Origin of the sequence: Gillisia sp. Hel_I_29, assembly GCF_000744275.1 — a bacterium.
Taxonomy (GTDB): Bacteria; Bacteroidota; Bacteroidia; order Flavobacteriales; family Flavobacteriaceae; genus Gillisia.
Genome location: NZ_JQLP01000005.1, coordinates 929,968 through 951,932, shown reverse-complemented (window position 1 = coordinate 951,932; position 21,965 = coordinate 929,968). Strand labels below are relative to the sequence as shown.

Annotated in this window: 18 protein-coding genes; 4 read left to right on the top strand and 14 right to left on the bottom strand. The window is 33.2% G+C overall.

Annotation, left to right across the window (positions count from 1 at the left end; genetic code table 11):
* Window positions 1–10: 10 nt before the first annotated feature.
* The 13 genes from P163_RS09360 to P163_RS09295 all read right to left on the bottom strand — a co-directional run bounded on the left by P163_RS09360 (window position 11) and on the right by P163_RS09295 (window position 17,375).
* Window positions 11–712 (bottom strand): hypothetical protein, encoded by a 702-nt coding sequence (locus tag P163_RS09360; RefSeq protein WP_034890027.1) that lies wholly within the window; start codon window positions 710–712, stop codon window positions 11–13.
* A 97-nt stretch (window positions 713–809) separates the two neighbouring features.
* Window positions 810–1,988 (bottom strand): AIR synthase related protein, encoded by a 1,179-nt coding sequence (locus P163_RS09355; protein ID WP_034890025.1) that lies wholly within the window; start codon window positions 1,986–1,988, stop codon window positions 810–812.
* 114 nt (window positions 1,989–2,102) lie between these two features.
* Window positions 2,103–3,596, bottom strand: coding sequence for a carboxypeptidase regulatory-like domain-containing protein (locus P163_RS09350; protein ID WP_034890023.1), 1,494 nt, complete (start codon window positions 3,594–3,596; stop codon window positions 2,103–2,105).
* Between the two features lie 3 nt (window positions 3,597–3,599).
* Window positions 3,600–4,994: a CsgG/HfaB family protein gene (locus P163_RS09345; protein WP_034890021.1), complete on the bottom strand. Its 1,395-nt coding sequence runs from the start codon at window positions 4,992–4,994 to the stop codon at window positions 3,600–3,602.
* Window positions 4,995–5,003: 9 nt separating this feature from the next.
* Window positions 5,004–5,405 carry a curli production assembly/transport component CsgF gene (locus P163_RS09340; RefSeq protein ID WP_034890018.1) on the bottom strand — a complete coding sequence of 134 codons (402 nt, stop codon included), beginning with the start codon at window positions 5,403–5,405 and terminating at the stop codon, window positions 5,004–5,006.
* 16 nt (window positions 5,406–5,421) lie between these two features.
* Window positions 5,422–6,243 (bottom strand): CsgE family curli-type amyloid fiber assembly protein, encoded by an 822-nt coding sequence (locus P163_RS17845; RefSeq protein WP_051931199.1) that lies wholly within the window; start codon window positions 6,241–6,243, stop codon window positions 5,422–5,424.
* 8 nt (window positions 6,244–6,251) lie between these two features.
* Window positions 6,252–6,779, bottom strand: coding sequence for a hypothetical protein (locus P163_RS09325; RefSeq protein ID WP_034890015.1), 528 nt, complete (start codon window positions 6,777–6,779; stop codon window positions 6,252–6,254).
* A gap of 287 nt (window positions 6,780–7,066) precedes the next feature.
* The gene (locus P163_RS09320) at window positions 7,067–8,194 is read right to left on the bottom strand and encodes a hypothetical protein (RefSeq protein WP_034890012.1); all 1,128 of its coding nucleotides are present in this window, start codon (window positions 8,192–8,194) and stop codon (window positions 7,067–7,069) included.
* 471 nt (window positions 8,195–8,665) lie between these two features.
* Window positions 8,666–9,724 carry a hypothetical protein gene (locus P163_RS09315; RefSeq protein WP_034890009.1) on the bottom strand — a complete coding sequence of 353 codons (1,059 nt, stop codon included), beginning with the start codon at window positions 9,722–9,724 and terminating at the stop codon, window positions 8,666–8,668.
* Between the two features lie 289 nt (window positions 9,725–10,013).
* Window positions 10,014–11,330 (bottom strand): hypothetical protein, encoded by a 1,317-nt coding sequence (locus P163_RS09310; protein WP_034890006.1) that lies wholly within the window; start codon window positions 11,328–11,330, stop codon window positions 10,014–10,016.
* Between the two features lie 1,127 nt (window positions 11,331–12,457).
* Window positions 12,458–13,618: a hypothetical protein gene (locus P163_RS09305; RefSeq protein WP_034890003.1), complete on the bottom strand. Its 1,161-nt coding sequence runs from the start codon at window positions 13,616–13,618 to the stop codon at window positions 12,458–12,460.
* Window positions 13,619–14,124: 506 nt separating this feature from the next.
* On the bottom strand, window positions 14,125–16,311 hold the full coding sequence (locus P163_RS09300) for a glutamine synthetase III (protein WP_034889999.1): 2,187 nt from the start codon (window positions 16,309–16,311) through the stop codon (window positions 14,125–14,127).
* A 119-nt stretch (window positions 16,312–16,430) separates the two neighbouring features.
* Window positions 16,431–17,375, bottom strand: a complete 945-nt coding sequence (locus tag P163_RS09295; protein WP_034889996.1) for a calcium/sodium antiporter — start codon at window positions 17,373–17,375, stop codon at window positions 16,431–16,433.
* Between the two features lie 126 nt (window positions 17,376–17,501).
* Between P163_RS09295 and P163_RS09290 the strand changes: the two genes are divergently transcribed.
* The 4 genes from P163_RS09290 to P163_RS09275 all read left to right on the top strand — a co-directional run bounded on the left by P163_RS09290 (window position 17,502) and on the right by P163_RS09275 (window position 21,140).
* Window positions 17,502–17,861 carry a BlaI/MecI/CopY family transcriptional regulator gene (locus tag P163_RS09290; protein ID WP_034889993.1) on the top strand — a complete coding sequence of 120 codons (360 nt, stop codon included), beginning with the start codon at window positions 17,502–17,504 and terminating at the stop codon, window positions 17,859–17,861.
* Window positions 17,862–17,863: 2 nt separating this feature from the next.
* Window positions 17,864–19,801, top strand: a complete 1,938-nt coding sequence (locus P163_RS09285; protein WP_034889990.1) for a M56 family metallopeptidase — start codon at window positions 17,864–17,866, stop codon at window positions 19,799–19,801.
* 127 nt (window positions 19,802–19,928) lie between these two features.
* On the top strand, window positions 19,929–20,081 hold the full coding sequence (locus tag P163_RS09280; protein WP_034889987.1) for a hypothetical protein: 153 nt from the start codon (window positions 19,929–19,931) through the stop codon (window positions 20,079–20,081).
* 219 nt (window positions 20,082–20,300) lie between these two features.
* Window positions 20,301–21,140 carry a M57 family metalloprotease gene (locus P163_RS09275; RefSeq protein ID WP_051931198.1) on the top strand — a complete coding sequence of 280 codons (840 nt, stop codon included), beginning with the start codon at window positions 20,301–20,303 and terminating at the stop codon, window positions 21,138–21,140.
* Between the two features lie 168 nt (window positions 21,141–21,308).
* Here the strand turns inward: P163_RS09275 and P163_RS09270 are convergent, their stop codons facing one another.
* Window positions 21,309–21,824 (bottom strand): adenine phosphoribosyltransferase, encoded by a 516-nt coding sequence (locus P163_RS09270; protein ID WP_034889984.1) that lies wholly within the window; start codon window positions 21,822–21,824, stop codon window positions 21,309–21,311.
* Window positions 21,825–21,965: the final 141 nt, after the last annotated feature.

The window sequence follows — 21,965 nt, the reverse complement described above, 5'->3', positions numbered from 1 at the left end:
AAACAGATATTTATGGATACAATGTAGATTTATTTGAATCCCTTCTGGTAGCACTAATAGCGTACTGTACTAAAAAGGCTATAGCAAGAATATTAAAAATTCTTTCCGGGATATAAAATTCTTCAAATTCTAAATAAAATGCAATGAAGTAGGTCAGATCTGAAAAAATAAGTCCCAGAACAGCTGCTATATAGTATAATGAGATCTTATTTTCATACCTATTACTGTATGAAATAGCTGCCGCTACCACTAAAATAGAAGCTACACCGTAAATATAGAATAAGGTATTAAAAGCATCATAATCATACTCACTAGGAACCATTTCTACTAAGGCTAATAGCAAAAAAATATTCACAACCAATACAACTCCAAATACTGCCACCTGCGTGAATTCTAATCTAAGTCCTTTTAATTTTTTTGCCACTAATGAAAAGAGCAATAAATAAATTGCAATTCTCATAATAAAAGTAAGAAGATTAAATATTGGTATCTTATAAAAAATAAGAAAGCCATCACATATAAGTAGCAGCAAAAATAGAATTAAATGCTTTTTAGAATACTCATTAAAAAATAAAAGAAGCAAGAAGTAAATAAGCATGTTTCCAAAACGCATATAATCGCTCACCTCGGTAGAAAACTCGAGCAGCGTCCAAATATTGATAAAGATCAATAAAGCTTTTGCAACTGGCAATATGATTTTACTGATATTCATAGGGATTCTCAGATAAAATACCTCTTAACCGTAAATTTAGAGATTCACTTACATCTTAAGGATATAAGTTAAATATTTTAATTGATAAAAGAATTTTTTAATATTCAAAAATACCTTTTGAACTACTAATTGTGAGTTTTTTAGTATTTGATGCTTCCACCCTACCAATAATTTTGGCTTCCACATTAAAAGATCTTGAGATTTCAATAATATCTGCCGCTATAGCTTCATCTACATAAATTTCCATTCTATGTCCCATATTAAAAACCTGATACATTTCTTTCCAATCTGTTCCACTTTCCTGCTGAATTAGGTTAAAAAGCGGTGGAACTTCAAACATATCATCTTTAATTATATGCAGATCTTCTATAAAATGAAGGATCTTGGTTTGAGCACCACCACTGCAATGCACCATTCCATTAATTTCTGTATTAGAATATTTTGAAAGTATCTTTTTGATTATTGGCGCATAAGTTCTAGTAGGAGAAAGCACCAGTTTACCGGCATCTAGAGGAGAGTTCTCTATGGTATCTGTAAGAGATTTAGTTCCGGAATAAACCAATTCTTTAGGAATACTATTATCATAACTTTCTGGATATTTCTTTGCTAATGCTTTAGAAAAAACATCATGTCTAGCAGAAGTAAGACCATTGCTACCCATACCCCCATTATATTCTTTCTCATAACTAGCTTGCCCAAAAGATGCTAAGCCTACAATTACATTTCCAGGTTTAATGTTGGCATTATCTATAACATCTGCTCTTTTCATTCTAGAAGTTACCGTAGAATCTACAATAATTGTTCTTACCAGATCTCCAACATCTGCAGTCTCTCCCCCGGTAGAATGAATTTCCACTCCAAATTCTTTAAGATCTTTGAGAAGATCTTCTGTTCCATTTATAATAGCTGAAATAACTTCTCCAGGAATTAAATTTTTATTTCTCCCAATGGTAGAAGAGAGCATAATATTATCTGTAGCTCCAACGCATAAAAGATCATCAATATTCATAATTAAAGCATCTTGAGCTATGCCTCTCCAAACCGAAAGATCTCCGGTCTCTTTCCAATACATATAAGCTAAAGAAGATTTGGTACCCGCACCATCTGCATGCATAATTAGACAATAATCTTCATCTCCAGTAAGATGATCTGGGACGATCTTACAAAATGCCTGAGGAAATAACCCCTTATCTACATTTTTAATGGCATTGTGCACATCTTCCTTTCCTGCAGATACTCCGCGACCGGCATACCTTTTACTTATTTCCTGGCTCATGAATATTGATCTTTGAAGTGCCAAAGATAAACAGTTTAAAGCGGACAGTAAAGATATACTAAAACAAAAACGGCAGCCTTTTTACAGACTGCCGTACTTAAAATTTTTATAAGATTATTCCCAGTCTGGCATAAATGCATTTTGAAATAATTCTAATCTTTGAGATTCTGCATTCATATCATTAACTCCAACCATATAAATATTTATAGGAGATACCCCATCATTAGAAGTACTGGTAAATATTATACTTGCTTCGTTAGGAGAAAATCTAGGATCCAAATCATTAAATCCGGATGGCTTACCCTGGCTTAGATCTATGGTTCTTCCGGTAGAGAAATTATAACTAAAAATGTGAGCATCTAATTGTCTGTAATTTCCATTTTCAAATTCAGATATATCTTTGCTATATAGCAGGGTTTTACCATCTACAGAAATATCAAGACCTCCAATTGCCCCTTTCTGGTTATCTAAAATGGTAGTACGTTTATTACCGGTATAATCTATAGTAAAAACAGAGCCATCGTATCCATTTACATTGGTAGTAAGCAAGGTTATAAATTTGTTTACTTCATTTACAGCTACGCCAGAAATAAATTTAAGATTAGGTGTTTCATAAATTAGTTCATTTCCTCCACCATTTATATTGATCTTATATAATTTGCTAAAGTTAGGATACACAAGTGCAGTTCCATCATCAATCCATGAATAACCAATCTTCTCTAGATTGAATCCATTAACAGGGATATTATTAGTAATCTGGGTCTGCCTAGACCCATCTGGATCCATTGTAAATAATTGGGTCTGACCTCCAACCGTTCTTAAGAACGCCACTTTATTGGTAGCATTATTTTTTCTTGGTCTAAAACTGTTTACACTAGATGAAGTTAACTGGTATTCCCCTCCTGCTCCGTCTGATGAAAAGATCACATTGTTACCGCTAACTTTTCTCACATAATAATATCTTGTTTTTGGAAATTGAGAGGTTTCAAATGAATACACTTTACTAAGTACAGGATCATTAACACTATCTGTAACCTTAATCTGCCAAAAATATTTTAATCCATTCTGAAGACCATTTACGGTATAAGTGGTATCCTGTATATCCTGAAACTTAAGAACAGAATTATTAATATCATTTCTAAGTTCTAGTTCATAAGTTAGATCATCTCCTTCAGGATCTGTAGAAGTCCAGGCAAATTGTAATGAAACATCTACATTGGTAGCATTATCTTCAGGAAAGATTGCTTCTGGAGCAGAAGGTTGTCTATTATTAGCAGTTTGAGGCTTTAGTTCAAAAATTACATTCACTTCTGCACTTTGTCTAACGGTAGCTCCTTCAAATTTGGTTAACAGTCCATCTTTTTGAGCTTGCACAGAATATTCTCCTTCCGGCACATCTTTAAGTATAAAATTTCCATCAGCATCAGAAAAAACTGTGGTTGATGCAGGGTTCGTAGATATCTTTACGTTTTCTATAGGTTCATTACTTCCATCTTTTACCACCCTTCCAGTGATAGTTCCATTTCCAAAAGCACCAATAGTATCTTCACTACAACCAACTGCGCTTATTAGTAGTAATAATAAAATAAGGGGTTTAATGAATTTCATAATTTATTTTTTAGTGTTTTTACCTGCAGATTTACCTAAGTAATAATTTACTCCTATTCCTAAATTGAAGTAGTGATCGTCTCTTTTACCATTAATTAGATTATCCAATTCATCATCTAAACCAATATTATGCTCAGCGAAAACTTTTAAACCAATTTTTTCATTTAACAAATATTCTGCTCCAAGTCCATATTGAAGTTTAAAATGAGTGCTACCAATATTGTCTGGTATATCATTCTCTAAGTTAAAGAGAAGTCCACCTCCACCATAGATGTAAGGTCCAAAATTATCATGAGGCAATAATTTGAACAGTACGTTTCCTTCTGTACCAATAAATTTGTTTTGCACTACATTACTACTTTCAAGCTGAAAAGCAGTGGCTGCAAAATTAATTGAGAAAGATGGGGTTAGGGCCGTATTAAAATCTAGTTTTAATAAAGCACCCGCATCCTTTTTAGAATAATCTCCGCTAAGAATAGCTGCACCTCCACTAATTCCTAAAGAACTTTTATGTTCATTATCAATATACTTACGATCGTAAATCTTAGTTAGTTCTGCCTCATCCTTTTCCTTTACGTAATCTAGCACTAATTGATCTGCAGCTTCCCAACCATCTTTTGGCTGCCACAATTTATCTTGAATTCCTTCTATTACTAAACCTTCAACCGCTTTTTCTATAGCTTCCTTAACAGCAAGTTGAACCGGTTCGTTTCTTGTAAACCCTACCTCAGCCTCTAATAAGCGCTGAAAATTTACATATTTAAAAAGGTTTACACCTACTTCCTGTGAAAGGATGGTTTTTGAAATATAGATATTCTTTAAAATTTTACCATTTGAAGTTGAAATCGCTCTTAAATAAATGGTAACTCTATCCTGACGATATTGTGTACTTCCTCCTACACCAAAGTATCTGGCCCCCATACCACCGGTAAGAATATTAGTATCATAAGATACAATTCCACCTTCCAATAAGATCCCCGCATATAATAACGGTGGAACCTGTGGTTCATTTTTAGGAGTACCTCGATATTCTTCTCTTGTAGAACGAATAATATTTCGCTCGTTTAAAAGATTTCCAATATTTTCTCTTTCAATGGGAACAAACCACTTTGAATCTGCTAAAGCTTTTATTAAGATAGAAGTACCACCCTGAGTTACTGCAGTGCTAAAGGTACTTCCTGTTTCTGATGCTTTATATTGCCCTGTAAGATCTCGAAAATTGTAAACTCCTACTACCACAGCCTCTTCTGGCTCTGGTAACTTTTCTAATTTTTTAGTAACTGTTGATATCTCGCCAATTCTTGCCTTTTGAAAATCTACAGGCTGATTGAATGTTGTTCCACATGAGGAAACTATAGTAGCAAAAGTTACTACACTAATTCGTTTTAAAAAGTTCATTCTTGTAGGTTAATTGGGAATTATAACTTGGGTTTGTTCTCCAGTATTGGTATCTAGTATATTTATTACTAGACCCTCAGAAGATTCGTAGATATCCAAAGACAAACTACCAAAAGTAAATGTTCCCGGTTTTAGACCGTCTGTTCCTAATTGATCATTAAATAGACTTCTGGAAAGCTGACTCAATAGTTGACGATTTAAATTCTCGGCAAAGGAATCTAAATTAGTACCGTTTGAATTTTGCCTTGCATCTGGATCTTTAAATGAATTTTGCGCTGTGGCAGAACTAAGCAACCATTGATAATTAAAAGTATCACCTCCAAAAGCTGGATTTATGGGCTTATAAGTTAGCTGCTGTGCAGAACTTAGTGTTGAAATTAATAAAAATAAAAAGAGTAGTTTTATTCTCAATTTTGAAAAATTTAGGTTAATATCTTCTTACATTTCGGGCATTTCTTTCCATATTCTGGAAATAGGCATTGACACGTTGCACCGCAACATCTGCCATAGATTTTAAGTAATCATACTTGGGTCTTGCAAAGAATTCCCAAACCAAGGCATTATCAACCTTCACTTGTATTTTGGTATTATTCCCAAGGGCTATCATCTCACTAATACTTACTACTTTACTACCATTAATATTTTTTGAACTATAATTTGAGTAAAAGAGTTTATAAAAATCCATACCAGCTTTGGTCTTGGTATCTTCTGTAACAATTCCAGAAAGTTCTATCCCGTCTCTGCCTTCTTGATTAACATCTTCATTTGCAATCTTGCTGCCTGAATTAGAGGTTGGTTCTATAGGCAAATTATTATCTTCCATGATATTTTGCAATGCATTGTCATTTGCCTCAGGAGTATCATTTACTACCACCCTGTCCTTACCAACAATATTATCATTTATATCATATATCAACAAGAGGATAATCACCCTATCTATTACATCCGCATTTATAGTAGTTGTAGATAGTTCTTTCTTTTCAGAAGGTTCTAATACAATTCTTCCGCTTTGGTCATTTTTAGAACTGTTAGAATTTTCTGAGTTCTTTTTTATTACCGAGAGAACGTAACGCAAACTTTGGGTGATTTCAGATTTATTAAGAGCAATACCCGTAATTTCTATAAACTCGTTATTAGTAGACATGTTAATTTTAGCTTCTACATCGGCATTATAAGATTGTCCAAAAGAAGTGTTGGCACTCATCACAGCGAAAAGGAAAATAACTGAAAACTTTTTATTCACTGCCATCGTAAAATCTAATTAAAACTTCTAACCTCAATAATTTTATCATTCCCCTGCATGTTAACTTTCATTCTTTCTGAAATAGAATTACTACCATACCAGGTTAAACTTTGATTATTCCCATTCTGAATTATTTCTGCTTCATGAAGGTTTACCCCAAAAGTGTTTATATCTACAAATGTGTTACGATCTCCATTTTGTATAACTCTTTCGTTAATAACAGTAGCATTAAGATTTAATTCAATATTATTATAGTCTCCATTTTGAATAAGATCTATATTAGATTGAGCAGAAATTGTTTTTGATGAGACTTCATTAAAATCACCAATTTGTTTAATATTTACAATATTGGATGAAGTGGCTGAAGTAATATTGGAAGAATAATTTTGATTTGCTAGAAAATTCAGTTCAGATGATCTGGATTGAAATCCTTGTAAGGATAAAGTAACCCCATCAGCATTAGTTTGACTTTGTGAATGGCCTGTAAATGGATTCAATAAAAAAAAGATCCCAAAAACTAAAAAGTAGATTGAGTTTTTCATAGTAAGTACCTGTTATTCAATATTACATAAAATTTAAAAATAAACACTCACAAAGAAGAAATCATATAGAGCTTTATCTAAAATTTTTGAAATTATTTAGAAATTCAGAAATCGGGCGTACCCGAGAATTCTCTACTTCTTAAATAATAAATTAAAATAAAGGGCAGGATCTTAAATTGCCCACCCATTATTTTAAGTTATGAAATAAATATTTTAATAATATTTAGTTGCAGTTTCATAGTCTTCATGCCTACGGGAGGGAATATGAAGTACTATAAAATTAATCTTTATTGAGGAAGTCCTGGTCCTGATGCTCCTCCTGGTGATGCTACAGTTTGTTGTAGTACATCAGATGAGTTGTTGCTACCCATTTGATTTACAACACTATTATGCATATTTCCTAGTTGAGTTGTAGCTGAACCATTTTCTAAACCATTTTGTGAGGTTAAAGCATAGTTAGCATCTCCCAATTGAGATACCGTAGAGAAGTTAAAACCTGCACCTGCTCCTGTTTGTCTTGTAGTAGCCCAGTTGTCATTCCCTACTTGTTCTTGTAGAGATTGATTAGAGCTAAAATATTGTTGCGTATTTGCGTAGTTACCATTTCCAAGTTGTACTTGTCTGTTAAAGTTACCGTCATTTCCTTGGTAAGCTTTCATTTCATTATCATCACCTTGTTGTGCCTGTAAAGAGAATTGACCGCTTCCTCTTTGGGTAACAGTAACCATGTTGTCATTACCATATTGCTCCTGTTGAGCTATGCTACCTTGAGAACTAGCCCATCCTGTTAATGCTTCACCTTGATTCATTACAGCTGAGTTACCTGCACCATCTTGAATTTGAAATCCTGTGTTATTAATACCCCACTGACGAAGGTTTGCAGAATTTTCATCTCCTAATTGATCTATAGAACCATAGTTAAAATCTCCATTCTGAGTTAAATTCCCTAAGTTCAATGTTCCTGTTTGTGAAACAACAGCAGTATTTAAAAATCCTATTTGGTTTACGTTAGCTTCGTTATTTGGCTCTGCACCACCTGCATCTCCAACTTGTGTAACGGTACTACTATTAGCAATTCCATCTTGGTCTACATTAGCAAGGTTAGAAGAACCATCTTGTGAAACTCCAGAATCATTAGAGTCCCCTAATTGATTTACGTTTGCAATGTTATCATCATTGTTTTGATCTACTGAAGATAAGTTTGCATTCCCATTTTGTATTACAGTTGCTTCATGGTTAGCGGTCTCACCATCACGTCCACCAGTTTGAAGAACAGCAGATCCATTATTACTACCTGTTTGCTGAACATCTGATTGATTAGAGTACCCTACTTGATCTACGGTGCTTTGATTGCTTTGCGCAAAAGCAACCGCTCCAAATAAGATAGCTGCTGAACTTAAAATAATTTTTTTCATAATTAATTGTTTATAGTTATAATTGATTAAAACTCAATTCAAAAAAATATGGGGACTACCTAAAATAACAGAATGTTAAAAAAGGATGATTCTTAAGCAGCTTGGGGGGCATCAGAATCATAATACTAATCTAAGGGAAACATGTCTAGTAATAAAAAGTATTCGACCAAATGCCCAAATAATTGTTAAAACGTAAAAGTATTACTCAATTGTATGCACATTATATAAAAACAAAGCCTGCTTCTTAGCAGGTGCTGTAATAATAAATGAATAGCTATTTTTATTACTATGATGTATGAAATTAAATCAGCGCTTTAAAACTATAAGAAGATCAAGTTTAGTTGATTTTACTTACGTTAGAAACATTACTAATAACTTCTCACTAAATTACTTTTATCCAATTTTATTGAAATGAAAAAAATCATCAAAAAAGCCAAAGTTGGCTTTTTTGATGATTAGAATTATAGTTGATTAGTTAGATTGGCTTACAGTAGCCACGTTACTGTTACCTGATTGCATAATTGAACTCATTTGGTTGTTTCCTAACTGCAGAACTCTAGTTCTGTTAAAGTCACCTAATTGATCAATTGCACTTACAGAATCAAAACTTCTTGCTTGATTACTAATACTTTGAAGACCTTGGTCTACGTCATTAATGTTACCGTTACCTACGCTTAAAACAGTAGACTCATTGCTTCCACCAAACTGATCTACATTAGCTTTGTTGTCATTACCAACCTGGTCAACATCAGATATATTAAAATCGTTAGCATATTGTCTAACAGTAGCACCATTTCCGTTTCCTGTTTGTGTAATATAGCTATCACTTGTGTTTTCAAGCTGAGTAGTTCTAGCATAGTTATTATTACCAATTTGATCTGTAACAGATAGATTATAATTACCATCTTGCTTCATAATAGATGTATTACCACCACCAGCTTGGTATGTAAATGCACGGTTATAATCACCTACTACAGTTACAGAAGACATATTAAGACCACCATCTCCTCTTGCCGGACCAAATGTTTGAGCGGTTCTGGACTCATTACCATTTCCATCTTGTAAAATAGTAGACGAGTTATCATTACTAAAGGTTACTGTTGATCTAGCAATGTTACCATCTCCTTGTTGATCGATAACACTTCCATTACGGCTACCAATTTGCTTAACATAAGCATTGTTATAATTACCAACTGAAGTTGTTGTAATAACATTATCTTCTCCATCTTGAGATCTTGCGAACGAGATATTATTATCTCCTGTTTGAACAAGCGTTGCTTGGTTACGCTTCACTTTGAAAGGTTGAGATCCAGCTTGCTCAATAGTAGACTTATTATCTACACCTGTTTGAGTAGCAGAAGCCTTGTTGTTATCACCATTTTGGAAAACATCAGACTCATTTATTGCTCCAGTTTGTACAACATCTGCCATATTACCGGTGCGTTGCTGAATAACTTCACTATCATTGGATTGAGCGAATGTAACTGCTCCGATCATTAGTGCTGCTGCACTTAGAATTACTTTTTTCATACTTATTAATTTTTATTTTTATAACTGATTAAAATCCAATTCAAAAATTATGAACCTATCTATAATAGTAGAGTATTACAAAAAGTGATTTTCGTGAAGCTTGGGGGGCATCAAAATCACAAGACGAATCTAAGTCAAACTTTAGGGCTATTAAAAATTACTCGTCAAAACGCCCAAATAATTGTTATAACGCAATTTTATTAATTGATTCTATGAACATTACATAAAAAAACCTGCCGAAGCAGGTTTTGTAATTTCTAATAATAATCTTATACTAGCTCTCTATCGCTTAGTTACTTTGATTAACTGTAGAAGTATTGCTATTACCAATTTGAGTTGTAGCACTTGAGTGGCTCAAACCAGATTGAGCTGTATAACTTTGGTTAAAATCTCCAGTTTGAAAAGAAGTAGCCATGTTCATATCACCATTCTGAAAGATCTCTGCAGTGTTAAAGTCTCCGTCTATTACTACACCATCTCCGGTATACCATGCACTACCTACTTTGTTGCTGTTTCCAACTTGACTAACTACCACATTGTTATTGTCTCCCATTACTCTACCTGTAGAGAAGTTTGAATTTCCATCTTGAATTAATTCTACATCGTTATCATCTGCATTTGGTGGGTATCCATCTGCCACTTTCCAATCACCTCTGTTAGAATCTCCGTCCACATCTAAAGTAACCTCATTATCATTTCCACTAACTCCTATACGGTGATAGTTGTTATCTCCAACCTGACTTGCATCTACATAGTTATCATCTCCTCCAGAAACTCTTACCTGTACATTATTCCCATCTCCTACTTGTATTGCAATTAAATCATTGTTATCTGCGAAAAAAGCAGGATTGTTTTTAGTGGCGTTTAATACAGCAGAGTTAGAATCTCCACTTTGATATGCATAAACGTAATTACCATCTCCTTCTATACTCTCAGAAATAGCATTACCATCTCCGTATTGATATTCATAAGAACTGTTAGCGACTCCTACTTGGCTAACAGATGAGCTATTTCCATCACCGTACTGATCAGTAGTAGAATAATTACCATCTCCAGATTGAACTTTAGTTGCAGAGTTGGAATCTCCATATTGGTAAACAGATGAAGAATTGTAATCTCCTACTTGATCTGTTGAAGCAAGGTTCATATCTCCATTTTGATCCATATAAGAATCGTTAACATTTCCTGTTTGATCTATGCTAGCGGTATTATCATCAGAACCATCTAAATCGCCATATTGATCTATATGAGCAGTGTTATAGTCGCCGGTTGACATTACTGTTGCACTATTCCCGTCATTTATAGAAGATCCAGAACCAAAACCTTGATGTATACTAGAATAATTTCCAAGACCCATTTGGGTTGCAGATGCTGTATTCCCATCTCCTAGTTGATCTGTATCATTCCAGTTACTAGTACCAGATTGCATTACACCAGATACATTTGAGTCTCCTACCTGATCTACTGTTGATACATTTGTTAAGCCTGTTTGATTAACGGAAGACCCATTAGTCATCCCCGATTGATTTACAGCGCTCGAATTGGATTGAGCCACCATCATTGCGCCACACATTAAAGCGGCAACACTTAAAACTACTTTTTTCATAATGATAATATATTTAGTTAATAAATTGACTTATGTATAATTCCAATGAAAGATTGGAAGACATAATTAATTAGGTTATCGTGAGGGGACGAGGTTGTTGTTTAACATAATTCAGAGCTTTGTAAAAATTGATTGATTTATTAAATGTTATGTTAACATAAAAGTTTCCTGGGAAGAAACGTGGTGTACATTTTTAACGAAACCATTATTAAGCAAAATAATTCTTATAAGAAATTAGATAATTCCATATTCAAAAATTTTAAGCATAATGTTATTAAATCAACAATTAAAAGAACATTTCTTTGAATTCAACAATTCAAATATCTAAATAAAATGCATAAACATCAAACACTCTGAGTTTTAGAAATTGAAATGTACTTTTATTTGTAAGAATTACCTTATAGGATTTTTCCCCTTATTCCATTTTGTGAAGAAAATATATGCTCGTAATCTCAAAATATTACCACTTGCCGAAACGTTAATTTTTTGTTAATTTTAATTTTGAACTGGCAATATAAATCTTATAATGTGTTAAAAAAGTTAGCACATAATATCGTAATGATGAGTGCAGAAAATTATGCAACGTTCTCATTTATAATATTATAAGCACATCATAAAAATTACATTTTCTAATTCACCAGATATAAACACGTTTGAAGTAAACACAAATGTCAATTCTTAATTAATGCAAAATAGTTTTGAATTAATCAGATTACACCGCCTGGTATCTAAGACATTTCTTGAAATAACTCATAATTAGTACTTCATTTTAGCACCTAATGTTATTCCATTTGTAGGACATAAGCTTATTCCAGCTATTCACTTATAGCTATTATATTGTTATACCTGTCAGGATCACTAACCTCCTTTGTTGTTCTATAGATACTACAAAGGCTATTACAATAAATAGCAGTTCATAATTACTCATTTTAATTATCCAAGCTTCCATCAACTATTATTTAGAGAAGAAACTTGTAGTATGAATAACAAAAAAATGTTCCCTGTATCTTACTACAAGGAACATTTGTAAAATGCTCAATAACGAGCGTATTTTAAAAAATTATTAGGCAACACACATTTTCTATATCCTATCTGATTACGGGCTTAGAACAAAGATAATTAGATTACTATAGATCACTTTGAGTGGTCATCGCAGAATTTTGATTTCCCAATTGATTTACTGAATTGGTATGGTCGTTTCCAAATTGCTGAACGTTGCTTGTATTGCGATTACCTTCTTGCAACACAGTACTCATATTTGAATACCCTAAGGCGCCCCACGTTCCTTGAACAACTCTAGATCTGTTCCTATCTCCTAATTGATCCATATCAGATTCGTTATCTTCACCTTCTTGAGAAACTTCGCTTCTATTTGAATCTCCTTCTTGATCTGTTTCGCTAATATTATCCAAACCTATTTGCGAAACAAAAGATTTGTTATAATCTCCATCCATATCAATATCAGATATGTTTTCATCACCATTTTGGTAGACCTTTGCCACATTATAATCTCCAAACTGATCTAGAATAGCTTCGTTTTCTTCTCCCAATTGCCAAACTCTAGAACGGTTAGAATCTCCCTCCTGCTCTACTTCAGAATCATTTTTTGTACCATCCTGATACACTCTGGAAATATTACTCATGCCTTCCTGTTCCACATCAGAGTCGTTATCTACTCCAAGTTGTTCTGTTCTAGCGAAATTATAATCACCTTCCTGCTCTACATCAGAATCATTTTTATCGCCATTTTGAAATGAAATAGAAGTATTCCAATCTCCTTCTTGTTCAATATCTGCCTCATTCCTATTTCCATCTTGTCTTACTCTGGAATAATTAAGATCTCCCTCTTGTTCTACCTCAGATTCATTCTCATCTCCAATCTGTCTAACATAAGAATCATTAAAGTCTGATCCATAATCTCCATACTGAGATACTTCAGATTCATTTTTATCTCCACTTTGCACCACCAAGCTGTAATTATCTTTACTGCTGTTTCCTGGCATTCCTTGAAAAACTGAAGATTCATTATCGTCTCCTATTTGCCGCACATAACTATCATTACGCGGGCCAACCTGCAAGACATTAGACATGTTAGATTCCCCCCTTTGTCTAACTTCATTATAATTTTCCTTTCCTTTCTGAACCACCTCAGACGTATTCAATGCCCCCTGTTGAGCAACATCAGAACCATTTCCCATTCCAGATTGATCAACATCGCTAGAATTGGATTGAGCTACCATCACTGCTCCGCACATGAGTACTGCAGCACTTAGAATTACTTTTTTCATAATTTAAATAGTATTGGTTAATAAATAGACTTTATGTAGAATCCAAGCAAATGCCAGATCTTCTTGCTTTATAATAGTTGGGGTGTAAACTATGGGGTAGGGAGGAAAGTCTGGAAAACAATAAGCCTTTCTCGCTTAGTGATTAGGGTTTTCCATCTTAATTAATACGTTAGTCAGTAATTTTCAAAAATTAAAAATCTATTAAATAATTAAGCTACTCAATTTAACGAAATCTTCTCAACACCTTAATATTCAGTTAAATATGCGAATTTTTCACTGAATTATATTACCTCTAACACAAAGCATTTATTTTTTCAGAAGAAATTGTAAGGTTTAACTGATAGCATTTTCCTATTTAGTTTCCTCTAGTGCAAAAAGTAACCAATAAATCGATATATCTAACAGATCATCTAAAAGTTAAATATTTGTTAAAAAAATATCAACTATATTTTTAAAATAAAAAAAGCCACACTAAAAAGTGTGGCTTGGAATATAATTAATGTCACCTAGCGAGTAAACAATAATTCTCTGTATTTAGTCAATGGCCAAGTTTCATCATCTACCAACAGCTCTAATTTATCACAATGATATCTTATCTCTTCAAAAAATGGTTTCACATTATCACAGTATGCTAATGCTCTCTCTTCAGCATCTTCTATAACATTAGCTTTTTTACGAGCATCTGTCATTTTATTTACATCTGCATTGATATGTTCAATATGACCTGAAATAGCTTCAATAATACCTATCTGCTCTTTTGAATGCTTTTTGAAATCTTGCTCAAATATTTCCTTTAATCCACGTACATTTTCTATTAAAACATTTTGGTATCTAATAGCAGTTGGAATTACATGATTTCTAGCAATATCTCCTAAGATTCTTCCTTCAATTTGAATTCTCATAGAATAATCTTCCAATTCAATTTCATGACGAGCTTCAACTTCTCTTTTGTTCATCACTTTCATCTCCTTGTACAAATCTATAGTTTGCTTAGAAACTTTAGCTCTTAAAGCGATTGGAGTAGTTTTGTTATTACTCAATCCTCGCTTTTTAGCTTCTTGTTGCCAAGCTTCTCCATATCCATCACCTTCAAATCTAATTTTCTTAGATTCTTTGATGTACTCTCTAAGAACGTTGAAGATGGCGTCATCTTTTTTCATTTTATCATCCTTCACCAAAGCATCTACCCTTTTCTTAAAGTCTTTAAGTTGCTTAGCTACAATAGTATTAAGAACGGTCATTGGGTTTGCACAGTTGGCTGTAGATCCTACTGCTCTAAATTCAAATTTATTACCTGTAAAGGCAAATGGAGAAGTTCTGTTTCTATCTGTATTGTCTAACAAGATTTCTGGAATCTTACCTACAACATTTAATTTAAGATCTGTCTTTTCCTGCGGAGATAATTTTCCATCGGTAACTTTTTCCAGCTCATCAAGTACTTCTGTAAGCTGACTTCCAATAAATGCTGAAATAATAGCTGGAGGTGCTTCGTTCGCTCCTAGTCTATGATCATTAGAGGCACTAGCAATAGTAGCTCTCAACAATTCTTCATGATCATGAACTGCTTTTATAGTATTAATAAAGAAAGTTAAGAATTGTAAATTCTTCATAGGTGTACTTCCAGGACTCAATAAATTGGTTCCGGTATCTGTACTTAAAGACCAGTTATTATGCTTTCCACTACCATTGATCCCTGCGAAAGGTTTTTCATGGAATAACACTTTAAAATTATGTCTTTCTCCCACCTTATCCATAAGATCCATCAATAAGGAGTTATGATCTACTGCAAGGTTCGCTTCTTCAAAAATAGGCGCTAACTCAAATTGATTTGGAGCCACTTCATTATGTCTTGTCTTTACAGGAATTCCTAAAAGCATACATTCTATTTCCAAATCTCTCATAAAAGCCAAAGCTCTGCTTGGAATAGACCCAAAATAATGATCGTCCAACTGCTGTCCTTTTGCTGGAGAATGACCTAATAAAGTTCTACCAGAAAGTTGAAGATCTGGTCTTGATCTGTATAACGCAGAGTCTATTAAGAAATATTCTTGTTCCCACCCTAGGGTAGCCACAACTTTGCTAACGTTCTTATCAAAATATTTACATACAGCAGTTGCTGCAGAATCTACAGATTGTAATGCTCTTAAAAGTGGTGTTTTATAATCTAATGCTTCTCCGGTATAGGAAACATATACCGTTGGAATACATAAGGTAGTTCCATATATAAATGCAGGAGATGTTGGATCCCATGCAGTATAACCTCTAGCTTCAAAAGTATTTCTTATTCCTCCATGTGGAAAACTTGAGGCATCTGGCTCTTGTTGAACCAATTGAGTACCACCAAACTTCTCTATGGCAAGTCCATCTCCAATAGTTTCAAAAAATGCATCGTGCTTTTCTGCAGTAGCTCCTGTTAAGGGTTGAAACCAGTGTGTATAATGAGTAACTCCTTTGGAGATAGCCCATTCTTTCATCCCAGTAGAAATATGATCTGCTACCCCTCTACTAATTTTAGTTCCTTTGGTTGTAGCATCTTTTACGCTCTGATACGCTTCCTTGGTAAGGAATTGTCTCATTACTGTTTCATTAAAAACATTCCTTCCGAAAAGTTCTGATCTACGATCTCCCTCGTCTATCTTTATCGGTTTTCTATTTAAAGTCTCTTTTAGAGCCTGAAATCTTAAAGTTGCCATATGAAGTTATTTGTTTTTTAAAAATACTTCAGCAAAAATACAAGATTTATATATACACCCCCTAAAATTTAGGGGTAAAAAACTTAAAGTTTACTTAAATAACTAAAACACCCCTTAAATTAATCTAAAAACGCGAGTGCTATGAAAACTGCATATCCTGCAAATAGCAAAAACCCCTTATACCTACCTAAAATAAATCTACGGGGAAGGAAGGCTAATGGAATAATGATTAAAGCGAATCCAATCATCCAAAAGATATCATTGTTAAGAATTTCTGCAGACTGAACGTTAATTGGTTTTATAAGCGCTGTAAGACCTAGAACAGATGCAATATTAAAGATATTGGAGCCTATTAAATTTCCTAAAGAAATTGCTTTTTCCTTTCTTAAAGCAGCTATTACAGATGCAGCTAATTCTGGAACACTGGTTCCTACGGCAATAATCGTCACAGAAATTACGCGTTCACTTACCCCTATCATTTCTGCGAGATCTACTGCACCCTTAACCAAAAGTTCTGAACCTCCATATAATGCTGCAGCCCCAATTAGAAGCCATATTGTTACTTTAAAATTACTGGTACTCGTCAGTTTATCATCAATCCCTTCAACCTCAATATGCTCTTTTCTAGATCTACGTATCAATAAATATAAATACAAAACAATACCTAATAACAGCGCTACCCCTTCTACTCTAGACAAATTATTACCGGTGGTAAGGAAATAGTAAAGTGCTAAGGAAAAGATCATCATCACCGGCCAGTTAAATCTATAGAAATCTCTGTCTATTGCCAATGGTGAAATAAAGGCGGTGATCCCTAATACAAGTCCAATATTTGCAATGTTAGAACCAATCACATTTCCTAATGAAATATCTGAAAATCCTGTTAATGCTGCTTGCAAACTAACCAACAGTTCTGGTGCAGAAGTAGCAAAAGATACTACCGTTAACCCAATAACCATCTTAGAAAGGTTTAGCTTAAAGGATAGTGCTACTGAAGATCGAACCAGGAATTCTCCCCCTATAACTAACAAAGCGAAGCCTATTAGGATAAAAACTATACTCATTATTTATTTTTTTGCGAAGATAAAGAAACTAAATCTGCTGCACCAATATCATTTTCAAACTATAAAATTAGGTTTATAACTATTTTTGTAGTTATATTTGAGAATAGCTAATTATAAATTGTATTAATGGAAAAGCTCACCAATAAAGAAGAGGAGATCATGCATATTTTATGGAAGCTGAAAAAAGCTTTTGTGAAAGAGATCCTTGCAGAGATCACTGAAGAAAATTTACATTATAATACGGTATCTACCATTGTAAGAAACCTCGAAGATAAGGGATATGTCTCCCATCAGGCTTTTGGAAAGACTCATCAATACTTTCCGATTGTTACCAAAGAGGTATTTAAAAAGCAATTTATGAACACCGCTACCCAAAAATTCTTCGACAATTCTTATAAGAGTATGGTCTCATATTTTGCAAAAGAGGAAAAGATAAGCGCAGAAGAATTGAGAGAGATCTTAGAATTAATTGAGAAAAAAGGATAATAATGCATATAATTCTAATTTATCTTTTAAAAAGCGCCGTACTTATAAGTGTTTTCTATATCCTATACATTTTACTGCTTCAAAAGGATACAAACTTTCAAATTAATAGAAAGTATTTGCTAGGAGGAATTCTAACATCTTTTGTTCTGCCAGGAATTTACCTTACCAGAAAGATACTGGTGGCACCGGTAGATTATAGCCAATTTGAAAACGTAGGATCTATTAGTACACCTATAATTAGAGAAGAAACAATTGATTGGTGGCAGATTGTGGGAGTTATTTATTTATTAATAACAGCTGCCTTGCTAATAAGATTCATATTTCAACTTCTGAAGCTACTTCATTTTATAAATACCAGCAAGATCATTAGAGATGGAAATTTCAAATTTATAGAGTCTACTAAATTAGTTGGACCATTTTCCTTCTTCAATTTTATTGTTTTTAATCCAACATTACATTCCAAAGATGATATAGACCTTATTTTAATCCATGAGAAAGTTCATGCTTCTCAATTACATTCTATAGATATTATAATTGGTAATGTGGCGTCCCTTTTACTCTGGTTTCATCCTTTAATGCCATTTTATAAAAAGAAAATTGTCCAGAACTTAGAATATATAGCAGATCTAGAGACGGTAAAAAGATGCTCTTCGAAAAAAGAATACCTGCAAGCGCTTGTTAAAGTCTCTACTAATGAATATCACCCATCATTCACAAATTCATTTTATCAATCATTCATCAAAAAACGAATACTTATGTTACACACCAAAAACAAATCTCACAGTTCCTGGAAAATTGCTCTTATCTTTCCATTATTGCTCTCTTTTATGCTCATCTTTAATGTGAATACTGAAGCTCAAACAAAAAAAGTTACATCAGTTAAACTTGAAAGCATAGAATGGTTTCCTGACACCCTAGCATCTGCTATCATTACCTCAACACATACTACAGAGATGCTTAAAACTATCAGCGAAAATTTTAAAAAGTATGGAATAGAGCTTCACTTTCAAGATTTGAAATATTCTGAAGAAGGCTATCTTACCGAAATACAAATAATTTATTTGAACTTAAATAATAATGAGTCTGGCAAGTTCGAAAGATCTGGAAATACTCCTATAAAGCCAATAGAAATAATCTTTGATGAAGATCAAAAGGTTGAATTTAAATCTACAGCCTCTCCTATAAGAATTTCATTGCCTAATGATACTACCGGCACTATTTCAAAATTAAACAAGGAAGAGGTGGTTGAGCCGATTATTGAGCGATCTTCTACAAATAAACCAACCTATTTATTCTCTTCAGGTTCAGAAAAGGTATACTATCCAACGGGTAATTCTGGATCTAGCGGGATGATCGGACAAAATTATAGCATTAACACTAGTAACCCTGTCACCAATTTTGAGCGCGATACTACCAAATCAAAAAATCGAATTCAAATAGTTGATACGGTAGAAGTGTATCAATCTAAAAGTTCTAAAGAGAAAAGCATAACTGTTACTGCTCCCCAAGACAAAAAGATATTGACAATTCTAAACGGTAAAAAATTGCCTTTAGGTTTTGATATCAACACCATTTCTCCTGAAACAATTGAATATGTAAATGTTTTGAAAGGTGATAATGCAACTCACAAATATGGCAACGAAGGCAAATATGGGGTTATTGAAATTAGCACTAAATCTAGAACAGATCAATCTGAGTTAGATGATACTATTAAGATCGTAAAAACTGCATCTGGAGACAAAAAATTAAATATCACGCCTAAATATAAAGATATTCTGGTTGTTGTAAATGGTGAGATAAAAAGTAAAGATTTTAGCACAGACGCTATTGATCCAGAAAACATTAAGAGTGTATATATCCTAAAAGATAGAACAGCCATTAAAAAATATGGAGAAAGAGGGAAGAATGGAGTAATTGTAATTACATTAAAAGAAAAGTAAACAACTCCTATATCACTTAACTTTAATAATTAGCTTGTAGATTTATGTAATTCATATAGCTACAAGCTTTAATTTTTTTACATAAATTACTCAATTTCAATATCTTTGAAAGAAATCAACCAATTTTATGAAAAAGCAATTCTTTAAGACTCTTTCTAAGATAAATAAGAAAGCCTTGCCTTCCCTTTCTAAGAATCGAGTAAATCTTCAAAAGGCAACCAACATTCAAAAAGCTATTTTGGGATGGAAATTATGGGTTACCAAGAACTCATTAGATTAGAATTCTAACTAAATAATTATATATTCTTCCATATCAAGGTTTTAAGATTTGTAGTAAAAGTATTTCAAAAGTATTGTTGAAATATACATTTCATCTGACAAATATCTTTCATTATCGAAAATCTTAAAAATTAAACACAAACGTTAACTATATCCTAAAAATATTAATACTTTAATGCATTATTAGAAAAAAAATAACTACAAACTAAAACCACTAATTATGAAAATTAAGTTTTACGCAGCAGCCCTCATCGCAGGACTATTATTTACCGCCTGTTCTACAGATGACAACTCGTCTACAGAATTGGAAACCACAGATGCACAATCTGCAGCAGTACCAAAAGACATTATTAAAAAATTAAAAGCACTTAATTTCAATACAGATGGTATAGAAAAAAGAGCGGTAGACAGACCTGATGGTTCTACAGTTACTTCTTATCTAGTAGAAGATGATATCATGCTTTCTGAAAGTCAGATAAACGAAATGAGTGGCGTTGGTATTACAGATAAGCAATACCGTACTTATAACCTAGTTAGCACTCCTAAAACAATTAGAGTTCTTGGTTTCAATGCACCATCAAGTCAGGGATTAACTGCTAAACAAAAACAAGCACTTACGTTGGCAGTACAAAATTATAATGATCTTGATATCAGTTTAGATTTCAGTCTTTCTTTCGGAACAGATCTGGCAAATGCAGATATTATCATCTTTCAATCTCCAGGTGCTGCTGGTGGGGTAGCAGGATTCCCATCTAACGGAAATCCTTACCAATTCGTACAGATCTTTTCTGGAATGGAACAATACAGCCTAAGTGTTAATGAGCACGTAATAACTCATGAAATTGGACATACTTTAGGAATGCGCCATAGCGACTGGTTTACGCGTGAAAGCTGTGGACGTCCAAGTTTTGGAGAATTAGCAAACCCAAGTGGAGCTGTTCATATTCCAGGTACTCCATACAGATATGATCCAAATTCTATCATGGCTTCATGCTTTAGCGCTAGTGAAACTGGTAATTTTGGAGAGTTTGATATCGTAGCTTTTGAATATCTATACTAGATATTACAATTTTAATGATCTAAAAAGCCGAAAGCTATATGCTTTCGGCTTTTTTATTTTACTTGTTGAAATAAATCATCTCTTATCAAAAGAGTTATACTTCAAAATTTAATTTGAAATATTGCAATTTAAATTTCTTCATTAATTTTTATTTTAAAATTAAGCTGATTAGTAAGTTATTAAAGAGTGTAATTTATAATCTTTCAATTTATCTGCTCCATTTAAAAAGCTTAGCTCCATTATAAAATTACATTCAACAATATTACCACCCATTCTTTCTACCAATTTACAAGCTGCTTCTGCTGTACCTCCTGTAGCGAGCACATCGTCATGAATAATTACATTCTCTCCCTTTTTAATTGCATCTTGATGAATCTCTAGCGTATTAGAACCATATTCCAGATCATACTCTTCACTAAAAGTTTTATATGGAAGTTTCCCAGGCTTACGTATAGGCACAAAACCAGCATTCAATTTTTCCGCCAGCAACATACCAAATAGAAATCCACGAGCTTCAATTCCTACAACTTTATGAATTGTTTTCCCCTCTAAAGATTTAGCAAAACTTGTAACTGCTTCTCTTACTCTTTCCGGATCTTGAAGCAATGGAGTTATATCTTTAAATTGTATTCCAGCTTTTGGAAAGTCTGGAATATCTCTAATTAATTCTTCAATTTTCTTCATTCGCGAAAGATAAAAAATACTGTAGAGGTATCCATAAATTCCAAATGAAAATAATGAATGTGGTTCTACATAAATTTAACAAGTACTAAGATAAAATGCTAATCACATAATTTTCATATCTTTCTAAATTCAAAAAAACAT

What these genes read in the sequence shown, in the direction of transcription:
- P163_RS09305 (WP_034890003.1), bottom strand. Translation starts at nt 13,618, where the DNA reads ATGAAAAAAGTAATTCTAAGTGCTGCAGTACTCATGTGCGGAGCAGTG.
- P163_RS09345 (WP_034890021.1), bottom strand. Translation starts at nt 4,994, where the DNA reads ATGAACTTTTTAAAACGAATTAGTGTAGTAACTTTTGCTACTATAGTT.
- P163_RS09325 (WP_034890015.1), bottom strand. Translation starts at nt 6,779, where the DNA reads ATGAAAAACTCAATCTACTTTTTAGTTTTTGGGATCTTTTTTTTATTG.
- P163_RS09285 (WP_034889990.1), top strand. Translation starts at nt 17,864, where the DNA reads ATGCATATAATTCTAATTTATCTTTTAAAAAGCGCCGTACTTATAAGT.
- P163_RS09310 (WP_034890006.1), bottom strand. Translation starts at nt 11,330, where the DNA reads ATGAAAAAAGTAGTTTTAAGTGTTGCCGCTTTAATGTGTGGCGCAATG.
- P163_RS09290 (WP_034889993.1), top strand. Translation starts at nt 17,502, where the DNA reads ATGGAAAAGCTCACCAATAAAGAAGAGGAGATCATGCATATTTTATGG.
- P163_RS17845 (WP_051931199.1), bottom strand. Translation starts at nt 6,243, where the DNA reads ATGGCAGTGAATAAAAAGTTTTCAGTTATTTTCCTTTTCGCTGTGATG.
- P163_RS09360 (WP_034890027.1), bottom strand. Translation starts at nt 712, where the DNA reads ATGAATATCAGTAAAATCATATTGCCAGTTGCAAAAGCTTTATTGATC.
- P163_RS09320 (WP_034890012.1), bottom strand. Translation starts at nt 8,194, where the DNA reads ATGAAAAAAATTATTTTAAGTTCAGCAGCTATCTTATTTGGAGCGGTT.
- P163_RS09355 (WP_034890025.1), bottom strand. Translation starts at nt 1,988, where the DNA reads ATGAGCCAGGAAATAAGTAAAAGGTATGCCGGTCGCGGAGTATCTGCA.
- P163_RS09350 (WP_034890023.1), bottom strand. Translation starts at nt 3,596, where the DNA reads ATGAAATTCATTAAACCCCTTATTTTATTATTACTACTAATAAGCGCA.
- P163_RS09295 (WP_034889996.1), bottom strand. Translation starts at nt 17,375, where the DNA reads ATGAGTATAGTTTTTATCCTAATAGGCTTCGCTTTGTTAGTTATAGGG.
- P163_RS09275 (WP_051931198.1), top strand. Translation starts at nt 20,301, where the DNA reads ATGAAAATTAAGTTTTACGCAGCAGCCCTCATCGCAGGACTATTATTT.
- P163_RS09300 (WP_034889999.1), bottom strand. Translation starts at nt 16,311, where the DNA reads ATGGCAACTTTAAGATTTCAGGCTCTAAAAGAGACTTTAAATAGAAAA.
- P163_RS09315 (WP_034890009.1), bottom strand. Translation starts at nt 9,724, where the DNA reads ATGAAAAAAGTAATTCTAAGTGCAGCAGCACTAATGATCGGAGCAGTT.
- P163_RS09280 (WP_034889987.1), top strand. Translation starts at nt 19,929, where the DNA reads ATGAAAAAGCAATTCTTTAAGACTCTTTCTAAGATAAATAAGAAAGCC.
- P163_RS09270 (WP_034889984.1), bottom strand. Translation starts at nt 21,824, where the DNA reads ATGAAGAAAATTGAAGAATTAATTAGAGATATTCCAGACTTTCCAAAA.